At 68.0% G+C, this 325-nt stretch carries 1 protein-coding gene; it reads left to right on the forward strand.

Features of this window, described 5'->3' with window-relative positions; genetic code table 11:
* Positions 1-325: DUF3558 family protein (locus EIZ45_RS45875; protein WP_134736135.1), on the forward strand; the 325-nt coding region annotated here is incomplete at both ends.

Below are 325 nucleotides of genomic sequence, written 5' to 3' on the forward strand. Positions count from 1 at the left end.
CAGAACCCCTGCGCCCTGCTCAGCCAAGCCCAGGCGACCGAGGTCATCAGCTCCGTCCGCAATCGCCAGGGCAAGGGCCTCGTCGCGCCCATCTGCACCTGGTACGACGCCGACAACAACAGCGTCGGCCTCGGGCTCCTTCCCGGGCAGGGCGGTCTCGCCGGCGCCTACACCAACGCCGACAGCGAATCCGGCTACTTCGAAGCCGCACCCGACGTCAACGGCTACCCCGCCGTCTTCGCGGGCACCACCGACGACCGGAAACGCGGCGGCTGCCAAATCGCCGTCGGAATCAAAGACGACGAACTCTTCACCGCATCCGTGC

Source organism: Amycolatopsis sp. CFH S0740 (assembly GCF_004522315.1).
Taxonomy (GTDB): domain Bacteria; phylum Actinomycetota; class Actinomycetes; order Mycobacteriales; family Pseudonocardiaceae; genus Amycolatopsis; species Amycolatopsis nivea.